Raw genomic sequence first — 15,829 nt, forward strand, 5'->3', positions numbered from 1 at the left:
TTATGAACAAAATCAAATGTTTGATTATCGATGACGAGCCGCATGCGGCAAGCATTCTCGAAGCGTACATCAGTGAGCTGGAATCACTGGAACTGGTGGGGGTATTCTATCATGCCGTCGATGCGCTGATGTACCTTCAAAGGCACAAAATCGACCTGCTTTTTCTTGATGTAATGCTGCCGAAAGTGACGGGCGACGCGTTCCTGCGCTTGCTGCCCGCCCGGCCGAAGGTTATTTTCCTCAGCAACAAACGAAAACGCTGGTCACGGGGAGGCGACGATCACATTCTTGACCTGCTGGTAAAGCCGGTCGCCTTCGAGGCTTTTCTCGAAGGCATCGAACGATATTACGCGACGGTCCCCCCGCTGACGCGGCGGGCCATTCAGTCGAAGGCTAAAAAGGCTTCTCGTAACAGGGGACCGTTTATCTACCTGTTTTCGGGCAAGGTCACGGTAAAGATATTTCTCGATGAAGTGCTCTACATCGAGGGGGTGAAGAACTATGTAAAATTCAGAACGACCGAAAGGGAGATCGTGGTTCACCAGGGCATGACGGCAATCGAATCGCGGATGGCGGAACATGGTTTCATGCGTATACACCGTTCCCTGATTGTGGCGACCGACAAAATTACGGCATTCGGGGATACGACCATTGAAATAGGCGCACATATCCTGCCTGTGAGCGCGCCTTACCGGGAGAAAGTACAGCGGCTCTCCCGCGCGGCGGCAGAAAACGTATAGTATAAAATTGGTAACGTATAGTATTGCATTGAGAAAAGTTAGTTGTATTTTGAAAGCCTAATCCAATCTTTTCAAAATACATATGGGAAAATTTGTAATTTCAAAAAGGGCCAGCGGAGAGTTTCAGTTTAACCTCAAAGCCGGAAATGGCCAGGTAATCCTCGGCAGTGAAGGTTATACAACGAAGGCCGCTTGCGTGAATGGAATCGAATCGGTGAAGAAAAATGCACAGGACGACGCCCGTTTCGAGCGCCTCACATCAAAGAACAACAAGTATTATTTCGTTTTGAAGGCGACGAACGGACAGGCGATCGGCAACAGCGAAATGTACGAAAGCGTAGCAAGCCGTGACAACGGTATCGAATCTGTGAAAAAGAATGCGCCCGAGGCGGAGGTGGACGATCAAACGGCTGCCTGATTCTCGTGATATCCAAAAAAGCGCAGGGCAACCGTTGTCCTGCGCTTTTTTTACATGATAGCCCCGCGGCTGGTACGGTAATTGCCTTGCGTATATAGATAGAAAACAGCTATTTATGGTTCCCGACTTTAACAACCGCATTCGCCAGATCAGTTTTCTGCTGATTGTCACCGCATTGGCAGTAATCGTTTTCATGCAGCTTTACATTTTCTTCCCCGGTTTCCTGGGGGCGCTTACCCTTTACATTCTTTGCCGGCGGTATTACTTTCACCTCACCGAAAAGCGGAAGTGGAACAAAAGCCTCACTGCGATCCTCTTTATGGTGCTTTTTATGGCCTGCATTGTCGCTCCGGTTTATTTTTCGATTCAAATGATTTTTCAGAAAATCAATATGATCGTGGAAAACCCCGACCAGGTCAATCACGCGATCGACGCGATCGCCACCCAGCTCCGCGAATGGACGGGCCAGGACCTGCTGAACAAAGAGGCCACCGCCGACATCCGTAAGAAAGCCACCGGTTTCATTCCGGGTATCCTCAACAGTTCGGCCACGATGCTCGGCAACCTGCTGATGATCCTCTTTCTGGCGTATTTCATGTTTAAAAACGGCCGGATGATGGAAGAAGCGGTCGAAGATTTTATTCCACTCAAACACAAGAATATCCAGTCGCTCGCCGACGAAACCTGCGGGATGGTGCGTGCCAACGCCTTGGGAATCCCGCTTATCTCGCTGATTCAGGGGCTGGTAGCGTTGCTCGGCTACTGGGTCGTGGGGATCGAGGATTTCGTGCTGCTGGGGCTGATCACGGGCCTGTTCGCATTTTTCCCGGTAATCGGTACGGCGATGATCTGGCTTCCCCTGGTCATATTCCTGTTTTCGAAAGGTGAAAACGCCAAAGCGATCGGCCTGACCGTGTACAGCATCACGGTCATCGGCAACATCGACTACGTGGCGCGGATTACCTTTTTACAGAAGGTCGGAAATGTTCATCCGGTCATCACGATCCTCGGTCTGATCGCCGGATTGAAGCTGTTCGGCTTCTGGGGCTTTATCTTCGGTCCGCTGCTGATCAGTTACCTGATGCTGTTGGTGAGGATCTATAAGAACGAGTTTAGCGGCGGGCGCGCTGTGTGACACGCTATCAGATCTCCGTATCTTCCTTTGACCGGATCTCGTACTGGTGATGCCCTTCGGGCGCGTCCGACCATTTATAAACGACTTTCTTGAAGCGCAGGTCGCTAACGATACCATAAATGTTCTTCATAAAATCCTTCTGCACCTGCTCGGGCTTGAACATCCCGCCTTCGAACTTGAGTATTTCGCGGCGCTCTCCGGCCAGCCCTATGGCGACATGCTGTTCGCCCAACGCCTCCTTCTTGGAATCGACATAGGCTGTCCTGAGCTCGGGAAAATCGCGTTGCTGCACTTCTACCATTTTCTTTTTCAGGATCTCACGCTGGCTCGTGATCTTTTTTGTCGGAATTTGTCGCGGCTTCATTATATAAGGCCACATTCGATTTATGCCACGACAAGCGGGTGGCGAGGTCGGTTTCATCCTCGCCGTTTCTTAGTTTGGTGTCGATATCGCTGATCTTGTTTTGCAAAAACAGCGACATGCTTTCATTCGCCGCCTTATTGACCGGCTTGGGAGCATAAAAATAAATGCCGATGCCGGCGGCGATAGCGGCCAGTATCAGGTATACGATATATCGGTATGATCCGGTTCGTTGATGATGATGATGGATTTCCATGTCTGTTGGGGTTTTTTCCTTAATAGTTTGCGGACAGCAGGTTCAAAAGCCATGCCAGGCCCGCCTGGAACGGATTTTTCCTCCCACGGTTGTTTTGAAACCAACGCACTCGTATCATGAAAGTCGAGCAGTTCTATAACAAGGCGTATGCCTGGATTCTGGAAACCGGACCGGCAGTTCTGGCAGGTATCGCGGTGTTGATCGCCGGTTTATGGTTTATCCGCATTTTGTCGCGCTGGCTCAGCGGGCACATGCTCAAACGGCGGATAGACCCATCCCTGACACCTTTTTTGTTAAGCCTGGCCGCAACATCGTTGCGCGTGTTACTGATCATCGCGGTGATGCAGATCATCGGCATTCAGATGACTATTTTTGCCGCTTTGGTGGGTGCTATCGGTGTTGCGGCGGGTTTGGCGCTGTCGGGTACGCTGCAAAATTTCACCAGCGGTATTTTGATCCTGATTCTCAAACCATTCCAGGTGGGTGACAACATCGTGGCGCAAGGGCAGGAGGGCACTGTCGAAGCCATCAGGATCTTTTACACTGTCGTGAAAACCTATGATAACCGTACGGTAGTCATTCCCAACAGCAAGCTCTCCAACGAAGTGATCATCAACATCAGCGGTTCGGGTTACAGGCGGTTGGACGTTGAGTTGAAATTCAGCAACGGTATCGATTTCGCGGAGGTCAAAAGAATCATCAATAGTGTCCTCGATGATGCCCAAAATGCCCTGAAAGTACCCGAAAGACGTATCGGAATCGCTTCCATCGAGCCCGACGGCTATAAGGTCAGCGTCAACGTGTGGCTCAACGCGCATGGTTTCGTAGACAGCAAAATGGAGATTCAGGAAAGGTTAATGGAAGCCCTGAAAGGTTCGGGGCTCAAATTGCCGGGAATGGGGTAGGATTTTTTCGCTCCCGTGCAGCGGTTTTCAGTTTATCGGTGTCTTCCTGCGTACTCCTGCCGGCCGCGCGGTTGGGGAGGGACATTTTCATGATAAACGGCACCCCGCACGAACGAGCTATTTGGCTATGAATGACAAAATTTTTACTCAAATCCTTTCGATTGTCTTCTCCCTGTTCTTCTGGGGGTGCAGCAATTATAAGGACCTGCAATCCATTCCACCGGAAACCCTTCCCGAATCAGTAATAAAGGTAATGTCGGATGCGTATCCCGACGCTACCGACGCGACGTTCCGGGCCGTTGAAAAGGATGAGCTCTACGAAGTAAATTATAAATTGAACGGCAACCCTTTTTATGCGGCCCTCGATACGCGGAAAATACTGAGCGTGTACCGTATGTACGGCGCAGTGCCGGATTCGATGAAACGGGCGCTGCCCGCACGCAGCGTGCAGGGGGGGAAACGCGGACCTTTTCAGGGAGCCTGTGCCCCAGCCGAATGTGTACCCGACGTTCATTGCGAAATACACCTGGAATAACGTCGACTACCTGCTTAGTTGGTACCAGTACGATACCGACAATCCCATCCGGTATTTTTTAAGAATGGAACCTTATGCCAAGTTCTCTTATACCATTCACGCGGAGGAGCAAAGCGATTTGCCCAGACCGGTCACCGGTTTTCTGGAAAGAGAGAAGCTGAATCTTTCCACTGCGCAGATTTCGGTAAATGAAAGGAATGAAAAACAATACTTTGTTAATGCCGCGACGGCGTCGGGTACGAATTATCAGTTTACTTTTGATAATGCGGGTAAATTGATCAATACCGTATACCAGGCCGAGGCTTTTTATTATAATGTGGAAGAATATCCGGAGCAGATAAGGACATTTATAAAAAACGCTCCGGCTTTTTCGGCTATGAAACTGATCCAGGGTTACAAATTTTCGAATGTATTGGGGACGGGTTATGTGATGAACATGCAGGCGACGAATGAAAACTGCTGGTTAAATTTCGATCAGGATGGAAAGTTTGTGAATATGACATACCAGACAGCAATATATCGGTAAGCACAAAGCCGGTTGTTTCAAAGATACACTTCTCGCCCCTTTTGAATGAGCCTTTTCCGCAGTAAGAAATATAGTTCGCTTGCCGACCTGGTACGGGCTTGCCAAGCCAATGATACCAGGGCGCAGACGGCATTCTACGAGCGGTACAAATCCAGATTGCTGGGGCTTTGCCTGCGTTATGCCAAGACCAAGGCAGAGGCGGAGGACATTTTTCAGGAAGGCTTTATCAAGGTTTTTAAGAATATCAATGAATTAAGGAATGTGGAAGTGATCGATAGCTGGGTAAAGTCGGTGGTGATCCGGACGGCGATCAACTATTATCACCGCACCACCAAGGAGCAGCAGCTGCATTCGAACCTGGATGATTTTCAACGGGAAATCGAGTCGGGCGATTATGGGAAGATCATCGTTCAAATCGATATCGATGTGTTGCTGAACGTAATGGCCACATTGCCGGACGGGTACCGGATGATCATTAACCTGCATCTGATCGACGGATACACACATAGCGAGATCGGCGAAATGCTGGGTATATCCGACAGCACGTCGCGGTCGCAATTCTTGCGGGGAAGGAATTTATTAATGAAGAAGTTACAGGAAAAAGGTATAACGCAATATGAAATCTTCTGACGAGCGTATCGACGAGGAGTTGCGGAAGGCCCTCAAAGAACGATTCGATAGTTTTGAACGCCTGCCGGACCCCGCCTTGCGGGAGAAAGTCTTCAAAGAGTTGGGCGACGGCAGCAGCATGGTCAAGAAGGGCCTGATCGCCACGTTGCTGCTCCTGATATCTGCGACGGCCGTCGTGTACTTCGTGTCATGGTCCCCGGAGAGAAAAGAAGCGATCGTTGCAATAGCCAATGTTTCGGGAAGCCGGTCGGAGACAGCGGCGGCGGAATCCCATGCGAGCGCGAATGCAAACGGCAATGGCGACGGGCCCGGCACGCAGGTAGCGCCGCTGGATGCGCCGACTGCCGAAAACCCTGCGAAGGTCGATTCGGTATTACCATATAAAAAGCCGGTATCGATGGTGTCGGACAGGGCAACGCCGGACGTAAAGATTCTTTCTCGAAAAAAACATCGGGTTACGCGGGCGGAGCTGATCAAAGCGATTCGGGAAATCGGTTCTTCTTTCGGTTCACTCTGGATCAGGGACGACCTTGTTTCACCGGAAGACAGGGCGTTTCTGGTATCGGAATTGAAGAAAATGGGTTTGGTTGACGACCAGCCCGACAGCATTGCCGCCGGAAACGCAACCAGGACATTGGAAGGGCCTTCGATGGCCGATCAAGACATCGGGGTGCTGGATCACAGGCCATTGGCCCTTCCATCTTATCACGGCCCGGCCGATAGCCTGATTACACCTGGTAAAACCGGGAAACGTTACGAATTTCTGTATAAAGACCGTTGGAATTTTGTCGCCGGCCTTACACCGCTCCGCACCTTCCAGATCCTGACCGTGAGGCCGGGAAATGGTGTTATTTACCAGAACTTCGTTCTGCCGACCAGAATTTCGGCTGAAACGGTCGGGTATAAGTTTTCGGCCGGGGCGGAGCGCAAGGGGTTTCAGCTTTTGCTCAATTATGGCCAGTTTAAGCAATCGTACCGTTACGAAATCGCTACCAGCGAATTTATCGTCGGCCCTGACTTGTCCGGCAATTATCAGGTTGTGCGCAAGGGGATTCCGCAAAAGGAAAAGAGCACGGTACGGCTGGTCGGGCTGAGCCTCCGGAAGCGCACTGTTCTCCGGTCGCGTTTCCTGCGTAACTATTTCGGCGACGTCGGTGCCGAATGGAGCCGGGACCTGACCTCGGGAAGAAATATGGCCTGGGTTAATGCCGGTTTCGGAAAAGAGCTTTTTGCCGGGAACAATACCGCCATGACCATAGGGCCCTATTTTGAATACAGCCTGACAAAGCTCCGTAATCCCGACAACCCTTTCAAGATTCAGCCTTACCAGGTCGGCCTGTCGGTGGGCTTGCGCCATACCGGTTTCAAGGTATCCGCCGTCACCAGTCGGAGTTCTTCGCAGTAGATCGTCAAACGGGCAGTTATATAACTGCTGGCAAGGTACATCTTTTCGCTTTTCGTTCGGAACCGGGCCGGTTGTCGGCACCCCAGTCGGTAAGTACCCGAAGGACCGGTTCGAGGCTTTTACCGAGGGCGGTAAGCTGGTATTCGACACGGGGCGGCACCTCGGGGTACACTTTACGGCTGATGAGCCCGTCGCTTTCCATTTCGCGCAGCTGCAATATGAGGATACGTTCGGAAACGGCCGGAAGGCTGCGCCGGAGGTCACTGTACCGCATGGCCCCGTATGCCAGCCGCCAGAGGATCGACGGCTTCCAACGGCCGCCGATCAGGTCCAGTGTATAGGCCATGTCGCAATTTCCGTTGATCAGCATTTCGTTTTCAAGGTTCGTGGAGCTCTGTTTTCGCATAACTTACATTTATGTTAGTACTTGATAATTATGTTAGTACCTGTAAAATTAAGGGTGTCAGGGTAGTTTTGCAATGAAATCAAACCAATTTACCATCATGCAAAACTTGAAAGATAAAGTCGCATTTGTAACAGGAGGTTCGCGGGGGATCGGTGCCGCGATCGTACGCCGGCTTGCGGCAGAAGGGGCAAAAGTGACTTTCACGTACGTCAACAGCGAAGATCAGGCCGAAGCGCTGGTAAAGGAACTCTCGGGATCGGGCCTGAGCGCCGTAGCCATTCAGGCCGATAATTCGAAGGAAGGTGCTGTTCCGGCCGCTATTAACCAGGCGATCGAGCATTACGGAAAGCTCGATATCCTCGTCAACAGCGCCGGGGTTTACGTGGGAAAGGCATTCGAAGAACATACCACCGAGGATTACGATTACGTCATGAATGTGAATGTCAGATCGGTATTCGAGGCGTGTCTGGCGGCTTCCCGCAAAATGGAACGCGCAGGCCGTATCATAACGATAGGCAGCTGCATGGCCGACCGGGTAGCGGTACCGCAGGCTACATTGTACGCAACGAGCAAAGCTGCATTATCGGGCTTTACAAAAGGCCTTTCGCGTGACCTTGGACCGAAGGAAATTACAGTGAACCTGATCCAGCCGGGCCCGGTCGACACGGATATGAACCCGGCCACATCGGGATTCTCCGACTTTCAGCGGGGCATGATGTCGATCCCCAGATATGGTCGCCCGGAACACATCGCCGATGCCGTGGCTTTCCTTGCCAGCCCGGCAAACAGCTACACCACCGGATCGGTGATCACCATCGATGGCGGTACGCTCAGCTAAGCCGGGAAAGGCTGTTGGATAGGACCGATTAGTTTCCAATATTTGCCACCGACACCAGGCCGTGAAACCATTGGAAACAGACCCCGCATTGCACAGGATGATCCTCGACCATGTTCTGCGCCGCATTGAGCTCACGGCCGCCGAACAGGCCCATTTTATCTCCGTTTTGAAAGTCCGGAAGTTGCTTCCGCGGCAATACCTCGTCCAGCAGGGCGAAGTCTGCCGGCACGAAAGCTATGTCTGCAAAGGTTTTCTCCGCTCGTTTTATGTGGACGGGAAGGGCAACGATCATACCTTGCATTTCGCGATGGAAGACTGGTGGATCAGCGATTCCACCAGTTTCCATTTGCAGCGCCCGGCGGAGCGGAACATCGTGGCGCTGGAAACCTCCGTTTTACTACAAATCGAAAAGAACGACCTCGAACAGCTTTATAAGGTTATTCCGGCATTCGAACGCTTCTGGCGCATACTCGAACAAAAAGGGGCTATCGCGCAGGACCAGCGTATACTGAATGCCATTTCCATGACAGGTGCCGAGCGTTACCACGCCCTTATCGCCAAATATCCCACACTCGAACAACGGCTCCCGCAGCGGCATATCGCTTCTTACCTGGGCATCACGCCCGTGTTTCTGAGCCAGATACGCAAGGCGTCTTCGCGGACGTGAGGCTATGCCAGGCGGGACCTATCCAGGCGGGCATTGTTAAATAAGTTTAAGGCTTTTTATTAAAATAGTTATACGCATCGTGGCTGATCGCGCTGATACATTTGCAATCAAAAAAATGTATGGAAACGACCAGCAAAACGATATTCGACACTACCGAAATAGGCGGCAGGAAACTGTCCAACCGCCTCGTAGTGGCACCCATGACGCGCGTGAGCGCAACGCGGGCAGGGGTGCCTACACAGGAAATGGCCGACTACTACGAAGCATTCGCCTCGGGCGGTTTTGGAATGATCATTACCGAAGGCACCTATACGGATAATTTGTTCAGTAAAGCCAATCATTACCAGCCCGGCATGGCGGACACCGGGCAGATGGAAGGCTGGAAGCGGGTTGTGAACGCGGTGCACAAGCATAACTCCATTATTATAAGCCAATTGATGCACGGAGGCGCCTTGTCGGAATGTCGTGAGCAGACCATCGCGCCTTCGGCCGTACAACCCGTGGGGTTGCGGGCGACGGATGCCAGTGTGCCGCCGACCCCGTTCCCGATGCCGCGCGAAATGCAGCGTGAAGATTTCGAAAGCGTAAGAAATGGTTATGTCGATGCCGCGTTACGGGCGCATCGGGCCGGATTCGACGGGGCGGAACTGCATGCCGCCAACGGCTACCTGTTCGATCAGTTCATTACGCCGCACACCAATTTGCGCACCGACGAATATGGCGGGAACGAACGCAACAGACTCCGGTTTTTAATGGAGGTGTATGAAGCTGTAAAAGCCGCGTCGCCTCCGGGGTTCATCGTGGGGATACGCATTTCGGAAAGCAAAGTGAACAACCTTGCTTACCGCTGGCCCGACGGCCCTGAAACGGGACGGCGCATTTTTGAAGTATTGGCGGAAATCGACCCGGATTATGTGCATATCGCAGCCGAAGGCGGCCGCTGGGCACGGGAATGCCTTTATCCGGATGGCCGGTCGGCCAACAGCATCGCGAAGAGTATCCTGAAATCGCCGGTCATCGCGAACGGCGGAATGCACGACGTCGCATTGGCCGAAACGTTGCTGAACAGTAACGCGGCCGATCTGGTATCGATCGGCCGCGCGGCCATTGCCTCGCCCGACTGGCCCAAACGCGTGGCTTCGGGCGAGGCGGTGGTGCCGTTTTTCAAAGAATTCATCAAGCCAAGCCTTACACTTGCACACACGCGTAGTGTAATGGAACGGTTCAATGAAAATGCGTTGTGTTAGCCGGTACAGCGGCTATTTCAAAGCGAAATCCGGCCGTTCGAAGACCTCGTTCACCGGCCGGGTTTCGATCCACCAAATCCTGTCGAGCGCCGGATCGTAATATTTGGCAAGGCTGCCTTTGAGCAGCATTACCTGCTTGATTTCCTGTTTGGCGGGCATCAGGTTGCTGCTCGCGCCGTAAACCTGGCGGAAGCCGTCGAGCATGTAGGGTTCGGTATTTAATCTCGAAGGATCGAAAGACCGCACATCTTTTATTTCCACATTTCCTTTCACGAGGGCAACGGGCGGGGCATCGCGGTAAACCGGGAATGTAAAATAGCTGATTTCCGAAGCACTCATGTGATGATTGTAAGTTCGTTTTTCCTGCTTTTCTGTAAGCAGGTAGGGATAATCTTTGAATGCGGCGTTGATTTGCGTGTAGTCGGCCGGTTTACCATTTAAGAACAATTTCGTCTTATTCCGGTAACCCATTAGCCGCCGGTTCCGGTCGAAATAGGCACCTTTGTAAACGGTGATCACACCCTTTGGCCACCGTTTTAATCGAAAATATTCCACCCTCAGTTGCATTTCCCTGGCAAACGGAGGGACACTTTCGAGCAGATAGGATTTGAGCTCCTTTGCGGTGTTTCGAGGGTCGTAGCTGTCATAGAAAGGGTTGGGGGATACGCCATAGGAGGTGAACAGCAGACTATTCAATTCGGGTTTCCGCAGAAAAAAGATGGTGAACCCGTCCCCGAACGGCATGCCTTCCTGATAACTCTTGCCCGTAATGAAATCGTCGCTCACGCCACGTAGCGTGTAGTCGCGTGTTACATTCTTTTCCGGCTTTGCAGGCACTTCTTCAAAGTAAAAACCATCCATGTCGGTGGTTACGGTCTTTATAAAGCGGTCGTCGTGATAAAGGTTCATGACATAGCCGGCGATCGGCTTCTGTGTTTCGGCGTCGAGGATCAGGCCGGATAAGTGCAGCAGGTCTTTTGGCTTCCGTTTACTTTCTTCAAACCCGCCCGACCAGATCCTTACCGAGTTACGCCTCGGACTTTCACCGGGCTGATCGGCCCTGAATGCGGCCAGCAGTACCGCCAGTAACGGAAATACAAACAGGAAACAGCTGAGCAACATACGGGGACTTGCCCGCCTGTTCATCATCACGATCCGTTGTTTGAGGGAATGGCAGCCGAACTGGTTTATCAGCGGAAATTCTTTGCCGACCGCCGTTCTGAGCAATAAGTATTGATAAGCTTTCGGATCGCCGTGATTTTCCAGCACCTTCTGATCGGCGATGTATTCGAGGTTCTGCCGGATCGCACTTCTGATCAGCCACGCGAACGGGTTGAACCAATTGACAATGCAGATTACTTCCGACCAAATCACGTCTATCGAATGCCGTTGCTGTACGTGGACATATTCATGGAGGATCATGTCCTGCAATTCGTCCGGGTGGTGCAGGCGCGGGTTATAAAAAATGGCATTCCAGAAGGAGAACGGGCTCATTTCGAGGTCGAAATGATAGATTTTCACGCCATCATCCGAAAACAGGCGCGATTGTGCCCTGATCCTCAGATAAGAGCGCAGGTTGACGAGCAGTCTGAACAGCATTACCACCGCACCCGCGAGCCAGATCCGAAAAACCCAGTCGGCAGATTCGGGCATGACCGGTTCGGCGGGCACCACAGGCCAGGCGGGTGCCGGACCGGCCGGTGCTACGCTGGCGATGGCGGGTACGCTTTGTACGAATGCGTGGGCAGGCGATGGAGCAGCGGACGGCGTGAGAAAGGTATTGATGTTAATGAGCGGAAACACGAAGCATTGCACCGAATACCAGCATAAATAGTGCCGGTTCCAGTCGAAAAAAGTGAGCCGCCGCAACACCAAATGGTAAAAAATCGCGATCACGGCGAAGCTGACCGACAATTTGAGCAGGTAATCCGGGAATGCCGACATAGCCTTGATGGTTTGGGGTGAATTACTTTTTCCCTTCAATCAGCCCGATGATCTCCCTGAGCTCGTCGGCCGATATTTTATTCTTCTGTGCGAAGAAACTCACGAGCTCCTTGTAGGAATTTTCGAAATAATCCTTCACTACGTTTCCCATGAATTTTTGCTTGTACGCTTCTTCGCTGATGGCCGGTGCATATAAATAGGCATTGCCGACCATCCTGCTGCTGAGGTAGCCCTTCCTTTCAAGGTTTTTAACGGTGGAAGCGAGCGTCGTATAGGGTGGGACGGGAGGCGCCATCGCCTCCATAAACAGCTTTACATTCCCTTCGCCGGTTTTCCATACGGCCAGCATCGCGTCTTCCTCCTGGGCGGTTAATTTTTTCCATATCTACGAATTTTTCGTAATTCTACGAACATTTCGTAATGAAGGCAAATTTTAGGGGAAAAATTAGAAAGGTAACTTTCCGGGACTCAGATCCCCGGGTTCTGGCTTTTGTAAAACTGGACTTTTTTTGAACATTTCAATCAGCGTATTCACTTTCAGCTTTTCGAAAATCCGGGCTTTGTAGGTGCTCACAGAGCTTTCGGTGAGATTCAGCTTGATCGCGATTTCCTTGGTCCAGTAACCTTCGATGAGCATGTCCATCACCTCCAATTCGCGTTGTGAAAGGTATTCGAGCGGATTTTCGCCGTTGGGCTTGTTTTCGAGCGTATTCCGGAGCAGCTGTTGCTGAACAGCCGTGCTGATGTAGTTGCCGGCTTCGAGCATAGATAATATTGCCTTTTTGATTTCATCCTGCGACGCATTTTTAGAGAGGAAACCATTGGCACCCGCTTTGATGTAATGCAATGCATAGATCTCTTCTTCAAGACTGGAAAAGATCAAAATCAATACTTTCGGTTGTATTTCCCGGATCTTCGGGATCATATTGAAGCCTTCGCCGTCGGGAATGTTGATGTCGAGAATAACCAGGTCGATCTGATTACCGGCGAGCTGGGAGAGTGTCTCACTGAATGAGCCTGCTTCGTGAACGACCACCGGGTTCAGCAAATCGAGGATCAAGAACCGGGTCGCCAGCCTGACAATCGCATGGTCTTCAACCAGTAAGATTTTTTTCATTCTTTTAAGGAGGAGTTGTATTCCGTATTCCGACCGTTTTATAACCTTCGGAATGCCAACAGGCATCCAAATTAATGCAGTAAATATTGAGTAAAACTCCTATTATTTAATGTAAAATTTATTCAACGGTTTGTACAAGTTTACAGTTATTTGGCCGCTTCGGCAAGAAAAGTTTTACTTATTGTCGCAAAAAGATTTATCGGGTACGCCCGTCAAAAAGCTTTCAGGCGTTTTCTGGGGCGGTTTTTCGTAAATTTCCGATGTCCGGTCTCCTGAATTTCTAAATGTTCGAATAGAGATTATTTGTTTCGCACCCGAAAAATTTCTACACATGATTGTAGGTAATAATTTGAAATATTTGTATTCAAATGCGGATATTTGAATTACGAATTACTTCATTCCCGAATAAGCAAAATTATGACACATTGAGCGGAGAAAACCGTTGCTATGTTGTTCGCCAATCAGCCATTTTATGAATATACTCATTATCGAGGATGAGCCGCTAACCGTGCTCGGGTTGAAACAAAAGATCGGGGAAATCAATCCTGTGTCGGTAGTCGATACCGCGGCGTCTATCGACACCGCTTGCGAGCTTGCGGGGCGCAATGTCTACGAACTGATGATCCTGGATATCGACATCAAGGGCAAAGCCGGTGCGGGGGCCGTGGAGCGGATCAAGGCGCTGTACCCGGGGACCGCGATCCTGGTCATTACTGATCTTGAAGAACGTACCTACGGCCTGCCGTATATGAGGGCCGGTGCGGACGGGTTCTTGTCGAAGCTGGCCACTTCGGCGCAGTTCGACGAGGCCATCAGGGCAATGATGGTAATGGGGAAATACGCCAGCCCGGCTTTGCAGCAGCAGATGTTACAGGAAAGCCAGGTAGCCCGGCCGGTGCGGTATGTGAACCCGCTCATGAGCATTTCCGACCGGGAGCGGCAAGTTATGAACCACCTCATCGCCGGGAAGTCGACCGGAGAGATCGCCGAAATCCTGAATATCAACAAGACCACCGTAGGTACCCATAAAATGCGGATACTTAAAAAGATGCAGGTCAACAGCCTGATCAAACTGATTGAGAAGGTAACGATGTTGAGTTGAATGTGTATATATTGATAGCGGGTATAATACACTTTTAGCGCGGCCTGGCAGGGATCTCAGATAAGGGAGTAGTGAAAATACGATCAAATAGAATAGATATATTTCTACAAATCGATAGAGAGCTATTTCTAAATATATTTCTATTATTGTGTTAAATAATTAACCCTGTCTGTATCAGTCAGCAAGCTATGAAATTCCTGTGTATCGAAGATCACCCGCTCACATTGCTCGGGCTTAAAACGGTGTTTGCCGAGCTTTACCCGGAGGCTGCCGTCAGCTATGCCGACACTTTCGACGAGGCACTGGTTATCCTTGAACATGAACGTTTCGACCTCGCCGTGCTGGATATCGACATTCCCCGCGGCGAAAATATCAGTATGATGAAACTGATGCGCGAAAGGCAAGCCGGCCTGCCTATTCTGATCTACTCGGCTTTCGACGAGCGGGTTTATGCGTTGCCTTATCTGCAGTCCGGTGCGGATGGTTTTATTTCAAAGCAGGCGTCCCGGGAGGAGTTCTGCAATGCGGTAGGGGCAATCCTCGATCATGGCCGTTACGTGAGCCACGAAGTCCAGCAGATCTTTCTGTCGAGTGTCGCGGGTGCCGGTGGTCGGCTTAGGGGCAATTCGATCGTTTCGCTCTCGCCACGTGAGCGCCGCGTCATGCAGCTCATGGCGGAAGGTAAATGGACCAAGGAGATCGCGGCCATCATGAATCTCAAAGAAAACACGGTTAGCACTTATAAAAGGCGTATTTACGACAAGATGGAGGTGAAAGACCCTATCGAGTTGTCGAAAAAAATAGCGTTGTTCAGGTAAACAACGCTATTCGGTACGGTGCCGTCGGCAATAGCTGGCCGGTTATTTCGCCGGTTTCTTGAATATCGCCGGGTCGACAGGTGAGTTGACGGTTATCTTATTGGTAATGAACGACATTGTGCCCATTTGCGGGTTGCTGATCTCCATCGTGTTGGGAAATTTCACACCCTCTACTTCCTTATAGTCCGACAGGGCGATTTCGCCATCCTGCCCATTCATCGAGACTTTCACCTTGCTTACCAGGTACGTGCCGGCGTCTACATATTCGTCGATCACCTGTCCGTCCTTCGTGGTGAGTTTGAGGTGGAAAACATCCTTTTTATCCAGGGTTTCCTTTCCGACGAGTTCTACCTGGTTGCCTTTTTCCTTGTAGTTTACCAGGCCTCCGAACGGGTCCAGTGAACTCAGTTGCTGTTTCAACTGATCGGCGGGCATGTCTTCCGGTTCGCCGGTTCCGCCCATCATCGTTGGGCGGATCATCCATCCCTGGCCGTTATCCACCACCTGCACCATGGTGTTGCCCATTACGGTGGATTCGTTGCGGACCGACTTGCCTACGACCAACGTCGTCTTGTTGGGAATTTCCATGCCTTGAACAGCCAGCGAGCGATCGGTTATCACGGTGTTTACCGCCTTGATTTTGTCCAGCCCACCCAGGGCCGCGACGTGTTTATCGACGATTTCGTCCACGGTCTGCGCGTAAGAAGCGGCGGATACGAACACCGCGGCCATTGTCCAGATTAGTTTGTTTGTTTTCATACCGAAGTTGTATTTGAGTT

At 51.1% G+C, this 15,829-nt stretch carries 20 protein-coding genes; 13 read left to right on the forward strand and 7 right to left on the reverse strand.

Features of this window, described 5'->3' with window-relative positions; translation table 11 throughout:
* Positions 1-2: 2 nt before the first annotated feature.
* The 3 genes from ABV298_RS27990 to ABV298_RS28000 all read left to right on the forward strand — a co-directional run bounded on the left by ABV298_RS27990 (position 3) and on the right by ABV298_RS28000 (position 2,293).
* On the forward strand, positions 3-740 hold the full coding sequence (locus ABV298_RS27990) for a LytTR family DNA-binding domain-containing protein (protein ID WP_353719433.1): 738 nt from the start codon (positions 3-5) through the stop codon (positions 738-740).
* 82 nt (positions 741-822) lie between these two features.
* A complete protein-coding gene (locus ABV298_RS27995) occupies positions 823-1,158 on the forward strand; it encodes a YegP family protein (protein ID WP_353719434.1) in 336 nt (111 codons plus the stop codon).
* A gap of 115 nt (positions 1,159-1,273) precedes the next feature.
* Positions 1,274-2,293 carry an AI-2E family transporter gene (locus tag ABV298_RS28000; RefSeq protein ID WP_353719435.1) on the forward strand — a complete coding sequence of 340 codons (1,020 nt, stop codon included), beginning with the start codon at positions 1,274-1,276 and terminating at the stop codon, positions 2,291-2,293.
* Positions 2,294-2,300: 7 nt separating this feature from the next.
* On the opposite strand, the gene ABV298_RS28005 is transcribed toward ABV298_RS28000, so the two are convergent.
* Entirely contained in the window at positions 2,301-2,657 is a 357-nt protein-coding gene (locus ABV298_RS28005) for a hypothetical protein (RefSeq protein WP_353719436.1), read from the reverse strand.
* Positions 2,611-2,910, reverse strand: a complete 300-nt coding sequence (locus tag ABV298_RS28010; RefSeq protein WP_353719437.1) for a hypothetical protein — start codon at positions 2,908-2,910, stop codon at positions 2,611-2,613. Before ABV298_RS28010 ends, ABV298_RS28005 begins: the two co-directional genes overlap by 47 nt.
* Positions 2,911-3,026: 116 nt before the next feature.
* On the opposite strand from ABV298_RS28010, the gene ABV298_RS28015 reads away from it, so the two are divergent.
* From ABV298_RS28015 to ABV298_RS28035, 5 genes are all read left to right on the forward strand, one after another.
* A complete protein-coding gene (locus tag ABV298_RS28015) occupies positions 3,027-3,815 on the forward strand; it encodes a mechanosensitive ion channel family protein (RefSeq protein WP_353719438.1) in 789 nt (262 codons plus the stop codon).
* Between the two features lie 127 nt (positions 3,816-3,942).
* The gene (locus tag ABV298_RS28020; RefSeq protein WP_353719439.1) at positions 3,943-4,350 is read left to right on the forward strand and encodes a hypothetical protein; all 408 of its coding nucleotides are present in this window, start codon (positions 3,943-3,945) and stop codon (positions 4,348-4,350) included.
* On the forward strand, positions 4,298-4,876 hold the full coding sequence (locus tag ABV298_RS28025; protein WP_353719440.1) for a hypothetical protein: 579 nt from the start codon (positions 4,298-4,300) through the stop codon (positions 4,874-4,876). Before ABV298_RS28020 ends, ABV298_RS28025 begins: the two co-directional genes overlap by 53 nt.
* A gap of 45 nt (positions 4,877-4,921) precedes the next feature.
* Positions 4,922-5,506 carry a sigma-70 family RNA polymerase sigma factor gene (locus ABV298_RS28030; protein ID WP_353719441.1) on the forward strand — a complete coding sequence of 195 codons (585 nt, stop codon included), beginning with the start codon at positions 4,922-4,924 and terminating at the stop codon, positions 5,504-5,506.
* The gene (locus tag ABV298_RS28035) at positions 5,493-6,911 is read left to right on the forward strand and encodes a hypothetical protein (RefSeq protein WP_353719442.1); all 1,419 of its coding nucleotides are present in this window, start codon (positions 5,493-5,495) and stop codon (positions 6,909-6,911) included. Before ABV298_RS28030 ends, ABV298_RS28035 begins: the two co-directional genes overlap by 14 nt.
* 16 nt (positions 6,912-6,927) lie before the next feature.
* Here the strand turns inward: ABV298_RS28035 and ABV298_RS28040 are convergent, their stop codons facing one another.
* Complete coding sequence (locus tag ABV298_RS28040; protein ID WP_353719443.1) at positions 6,928-7,317, reverse strand: helix-turn-helix domain-containing protein; 390 nt, start codon at positions 7,315-7,317, stop codon at positions 6,928-6,930.
* Positions 7,318-7,414: 97 nt separating this feature from the next.
* On the opposite strand from ABV298_RS28040, the gene ABV298_RS28045 reads away from it, so the two are divergent.
* From ABV298_RS28045 to ABV298_RS28055, 3 genes are all read left to right on the forward strand, one after another.
* Positions 7,415-8,155 carry a 3-oxoacyl-ACP reductase family protein gene (locus ABV298_RS28045; protein WP_353719444.1) on the forward strand — a complete coding sequence of 247 codons (741 nt, stop codon included), beginning with the start codon at positions 7,415-7,417 and terminating at the stop codon, positions 8,153-8,155.
* A gap of 70 nt (positions 8,156-8,225) precedes the next feature.
* On the forward strand, positions 8,226-8,822 hold the full coding sequence (locus tag ABV298_RS28050) for a Crp/Fnr family transcriptional regulator (protein ID WP_353719445.1): 597 nt from the start codon (positions 8,226-8,228) through the stop codon (positions 8,820-8,822).
* Positions 8,823-8,941: 119 nt separating this feature from the next.
* Entirely contained in the window at positions 8,942-10,069 is a 1,128-nt protein-coding gene (locus ABV298_RS28055) for an NADH:flavin oxidoreductase (protein WP_353719446.1), read from the forward strand.
* A gap of 12 nt (positions 10,070-10,081) precedes the next feature.
* Here ABV298_RS28055 and ABV298_RS28060 read toward each other — a convergent pair whose 3' ends face one another.
* Genes ABV298_RS28060 through ABV298_RS28070 form a run of 3 tightly spaced genes read right to left on the reverse strand, consistent with a single transcriptional unit; the run spans position 10,082 to position 13,130 of the window.
* Positions 10,082-12,013 carry a M56 family metallopeptidase gene (locus tag ABV298_RS28060; protein WP_353719447.1) on the reverse strand — a complete coding sequence of 644 codons (1,932 nt, stop codon included), beginning with the start codon at positions 12,011-12,013 and terminating at the stop codon, positions 10,082-10,084.
* 22 nt (positions 12,014-12,035) lie between these two features.
* The gene (locus ABV298_RS28065; protein WP_353723264.1) at positions 12,036-12,398 is read right to left on the reverse strand and encodes a BlaI/MecI/CopY family transcriptional regulator; all 363 of its coding nucleotides are present in this window, start codon (positions 12,396-12,398) and stop codon (positions 12,036-12,038) included.
* Between the two features lie 60 nt (positions 12,399-12,458).
* Positions 12,459-13,130: a response regulator transcription factor gene (locus ABV298_RS28070; protein ID WP_353719448.1), complete on the reverse strand. Its 672-nt coding sequence runs from the start codon at positions 13,128-13,130 to the stop codon at positions 12,459-12,461.
* Positions 13,131-13,602: 472 nt separating this feature from the next.
* Here ABV298_RS28070 and ABV298_RS28075 point away from each other — a divergent pair, with 472 nt between their 5' ends.
* Together ABV298_RS28075 and ABV298_RS28080 are read left to right on the forward strand one after the other, a co-directional pair.
* Positions 13,603-14,232, forward strand: a complete 630-nt coding sequence (locus ABV298_RS28075) for a response regulator transcription factor (protein ID WP_353719449.1) — start codon at positions 13,603-13,605, stop codon at positions 14,230-14,232.
* 188 nt (positions 14,233-14,420) lie between these two features.
* Positions 14,421-15,050, forward strand: coding sequence for a response regulator transcription factor (locus ABV298_RS28080; protein ID WP_353719450.1), 630 nt, complete (start codon positions 14,421-14,423; stop codon positions 15,048-15,050).
* A gap of 42 nt (positions 15,051-15,092) precedes the next feature.
* Here the strand turns inward: ABV298_RS28080 and ABV298_RS28085 are convergent, their stop codons facing one another.
* A complete protein-coding gene (locus ABV298_RS28085; protein WP_353719451.1) occupies positions 15,093-15,809 on the reverse strand; it encodes an outer membrane lipoprotein-sorting protein in 717 nt (238 codons plus the stop codon).
* Positions 15,810-15,829: the final 20 nt, after the last annotated feature.

The organism is Dyadobacter sp. 676 (assembly GCF_040448675.1).
In the GTDB taxonomy this organism is placed as follows: Bacteria; Bacteroidota; Bacteroidia; order Cytophagales; family Spirosomataceae; genus Dyadobacter.

Excerpts from the sequence above, each read along its gene's own strand:
- ABV298_RS27990 (WP_353719433.1), top strand. The coding sequence starts at position 3 with ATGAACAAAATCAAATGTTTGATTATCGATGACGAGCCGCATGCGGCA.
- ABV298_RS27995 (WP_353719434.1), top strand. The coding sequence starts at position 823 with ATGGGAAAATTTGTAATTTCAAAAAGGGCCAGCGGAGAGTTTCAGTTT.
- ABV298_RS28000 (WP_353719435.1), top strand. The coding sequence starts at position 1,274 with ATGGTTCCCGACTTTAACAACCGCATTCGCCAGATCAGTTTTCTGCTG.
- ABV298_RS28005 (WP_353719436.1), bottom strand. The coding sequence starts at position 2,657 with ATGAAGCCGCGACAAATTCCGACAAAAAAGATCACGAGCCAGCGTGAG.
- ABV298_RS28010 (WP_353719437.1), bottom strand. The coding sequence starts at position 2,910 with ATGGAAATCCATCATCATCATCAACGAACCGGATCATACCGATATATC.
- ABV298_RS28015 (WP_353719438.1), top strand. The coding sequence starts at position 3,027 with ATGAAAGTCGAGCAGTTCTATAACAAGGCGTATGCCTGGATTCTGGAA.
- ABV298_RS28020 (WP_353719439.1), top strand. The coding sequence starts at position 3,943 with ATGAATGACAAAATTTTTACTCAAATCCTTTCGATTGTCTTCTCCCTG.
- ABV298_RS28030 (WP_353719441.1), top strand. The coding sequence starts at position 4,922 with ATGAGCCTTTTCCGCAGTAAGAAATATAGTTCGCTTGCCGACCTGGTA.
- ABV298_RS28035 (WP_353719442.1), top strand. The coding sequence starts at position 5,493 with ATGAAATCTTCTGACGAGCGTATCGACGAGGAGTTGCGGAAGGCCCTC.
- ABV298_RS28040 (WP_353719443.1), bottom strand. The coding sequence starts at position 7,317 with ATGCGAAAACAGAGCTCCACGAACCTTGAAAACGAAATGCTGATCAAC.
- ABV298_RS28045 (WP_353719444.1), top strand. The coding sequence starts at position 7,415 with ATGCAAAACTTGAAAGATAAAGTCGCATTTGTAACAGGAGGTTCGCGG.
- ABV298_RS28055 (WP_353719446.1), top strand. The coding sequence starts at position 8,942 with ATGGAAACGACCAGCAAAACGATATTCGACACTACCGAAATAGGCGGC.
- ABV298_RS28060 (WP_353719447.1), bottom strand. The coding sequence starts at position 12,013 with ATGTCGGCATTCCCGGATTACCTGCTCAAATTGTCGGTCAGCTTCGCC.
- ABV298_RS28070 (WP_353719448.1), bottom strand. The coding sequence starts at position 13,130 with ATGAAAAAAATCTTACTGGTTGAAGACCATGCGATTGTCAGGCTGGCG.
- ABV298_RS28075 (WP_353719449.1), top strand. The coding sequence starts at position 13,603 with ATGAATATACTCATTATCGAGGATGAGCCGCTAACCGTGCTCGGGTTG.
- ABV298_RS28080 (WP_353719450.1), top strand. The coding sequence starts at position 14,421 with ATGAAATTCCTGTGTATCGAAGATCACCCGCTCACATTGCTCGGGCTT.
- ABV298_RS28085 (WP_353719451.1), bottom strand. The coding sequence starts at position 15,809 with ATGAAAACAAACAAACTAATCTGGACAATGGCCGCGGTGTTCGTATCC.